Here is a 2,738-nt window from a genome sequence, read left to right on the forward strand (position 1 = left end):
CCGCCCCACACCCCGGCCCTGAGCGCCCACCCCCCCGCGCGCGCCGCCCAAGCGGGCGCGGGGCCCCCGGACGCCGACGGGGCCCGCGCGCGCGGGGCGGGGGGGCGCGCGGACGGGCCGATCGCCGTGCTCGACGTCCTGGCCGAACGCGGCCTGGAGGAGAGCCCGACGACCGGCGTCTATCCCACACCGGAACCGTTGGCGCGGTTGATGGTCGAGCTGCCCGCCGGAGACCGCGACACCGCGGCTCCGGGACCGCCGCTGGGCACCGTGCTCGACCCGGCGTGCGGCGGCGGATCACTCCTGCGTGCGGCAGCCGAGGCCGGGGCCGGGGAACTGCTTGGCCAGGACGTGCTCGCGGTACAGGTGCACCGGGCCCGTGTCCTGCTCGCCCTCGACGCGCTCGCCGCACGGGCCACCGTGGCAGGCAGGGCGTGGCCCGCCCCGAGCGTGACCGTCCAGGAGGGCGACAGCCTGGCCGACGACGCCTTCAAGGGTGTCGCCGTGGACGTCGTGGTCAGCAATCCGCCCTTCCAGCAACGGGACTGGGGCGCCGACCGGCTGGCTCTCGACCCGCGCTGGGAATACGGCGTTCCCCCGCGCGTGGAGTCCGAACTGGCCTGGGTGCAGCACGCCCTGGCGCACCTTCGTCCTGGCGGGCGCGCGGTGCTGCTGCTGCCGCCCGCGGTGGCCATGCGGCCCAGCGGCAGGCGCATCCGCGCGAATCTCCTGCGCGCCGGCGCGTTGCGCGCGGTGATCGGTCTGCCCGCGGGCGCGGCCCCGCCCCGCCAGATCGCCCTGCAACTGTGGGTGCTGACCCGCCCCGCCCCCGAGCGCCCCGCCGCCGACGAGGTGCTCTTCGTCGACGCCGCGCGCCTGGCCGACGCCGCGACCGCCACTCCGAACTGGACCGAGTCGGCCGAGATCGTCACCGCGGCCTGGCGCGCCTTCGATCGCGGCGATCATGCGGTGCCGGCGAGCCGGGAGATCGGTGAGGCCGCCGCCGTGGTCCGGGTGATGGACGTCCTCGACGAGGAGGTGGACCTCACCCCCGCCCGGCACGTCCGGGTGGCCGTCGACGCCGACCGCACCGGCGAGGCCGTCACCACGGCTCTGCGCGATCTGCTCGCCGAGATCGACACCCTGCGCGAGGCCGTCGCCGGACTGGACGTCCTCACCGCCGCCGACGCCCCCACCTGGCGCACCGCCACCGTGCGTGACCTGGCCGCAGGCGGCGCGCTCGAAGTTCTCAGTCCCGCCGCCGGTGTCGATCCGGCCCCTGGCGATCTCGGCACGCCCGCCCTCACCGGACGCGACGTGGCCACCGACGGCGACCCCACCGGGCTGGTCGACGACGGCTGGCAGCGCGCCGTGCTCCGCGTCCGGCCGGACGACGTCATCGTCCCGCTCGCCCACGGTGGCCGCGACCGCCCGGTGCACGCCAGGGTGGCCCCGGAGAAATGGCACGGCGCCGCGCTCGGCCCGAATGTCGTCGCCTTCCGTGTCGACCCCGACCGGCTCGACCCGTGGTTCGTCGCCGGTTTCGCGGGCAGCCCCGACGTCACCGCCGCCACCCTCGGCTCAACGGTCCGCCTGGTGCCGCACCGCATCCGCATCCCGCTGCTGCCGCTGCCGAGGCAACGCGAGTACGGCGCGCTCTTCGCCCGCCTGCACCGCCTGCGTGCCGCCGCCCGCCGCACCGACGAACTGGCCGTCCACCTGGACCGCCTGGTCGGCGACGGTCTCACCGTGGGTGTGCTGGAACCCCCGGAGGGCGAGAGCTGATCCGGCGGCGGCCGGTCAGCCCGCCAGATACGACGCCGCGCGGGCGAAATCGGCGCGCAGCTTCTCCTCCCGCTGGGCCCGCACCTGCGGGTCCGGGGTGAACAGCGCCTGCTTGCTGGTGTGATAGGTGGGGATGACCAGCAGTCTGCCCGCCACCTCCGGGTACCTGCGCTCGAACCGCCGCCACGCGTTCTGCGCGTCCAGCCCGTGCGCCATGACCACCGCCAGCTCCGGCAGCAGCGCGATCACCCGCGCCAACGGCTCTAGTCCCCGGTCGACCTCCGCCGCGCTCGGCTTGCGATTGAGGTACCAGGGGTAGGTGTTCCAGGTCATCAGCTCCCCGGCGGCCAGACCCGACTCCTCGAAGAAGGTCAGGAACCGCTCGGCGGACTGGTCGTCGTTCTCCGGCGAGAGCATCCCACTGCCCTTGTCCACCCGCGTCTTCGGGCCGGGATCACGGAACAGCGTCAGCAGCCGGGCATTCGTCCCGCCCAGCACCGGCGCGACATACGGCATCCACTCACCCGACTCCTCGACCAGCTCGTCGACCAACCGGTTGATCGCGGCCACCGGCCCCTCGTACCGGTTCGCGTACTGCTGCTCCCGGTATTCCGGGTCGGCCAGCCTGCGGGGGACCAGCGACGAGTTCGCCTTCGCCGCGGTGGATTCCGCCTCATCCCGCGGTGCCTCGACATCCGATCGCGGCGCGGGCGCGGCGATCTCGGGGGCGTCGGGGACCTGCGCCGACTCCGCCGGAGCGGAGGTACCGGCGGGCTCGCCTGCATCCGGTTGCGGGGCGGGTCCGGCGGTCTCAGCGGCCGCCTCGGGTTTCGCGGTCGCCTCGGGTTCCGCGGTCGCGGTGGCGGGCGTCTCGGCGCCCGTGTGGGCATTCGCGGGCGCCCCCGCGGCCGCACCCCCCCCCCCCCTCGGGAGCAGCCCAGCCAGGGGGGGCC

Annotated in this window: 2 protein-coding genes; one reads left to right on the top strand and one right to left on the bottom strand. The window is 75.5% G+C overall.

Annotation, left to right across the window (positions count from 1 at the left end):
* The coding region (locus QH283_RS23320; RefSeq protein ID WP_280505080.1) for an N-6 DNA methylase at positions 1-1,785 on the top strand (1,785 nt) is incomplete at its 5' end.
* Between the two features lie 15 nt (positions 1,786-1,800).
* Here QH283_RS23320 and QH283_RS23325 read toward each other — a convergent pair.
* Positions 1,801-2,738 (bottom strand): uracil-DNA glycosylase (locus QH283_RS23325; RefSeq protein ID WP_280505081.1); only part of this gene is annotated, 938 nt, incomplete at its 5' end.

The sequence above is a fragment of the Nocardia farcinica genome (genome assembly GCF_029867845.1).
In the GTDB taxonomy this organism is placed as follows: domain Bacteria; phylum Actinomycetota; class Actinomycetes; order Mycobacteriales; family Mycobacteriaceae; genus Nocardia; species Nocardia farcinica_A.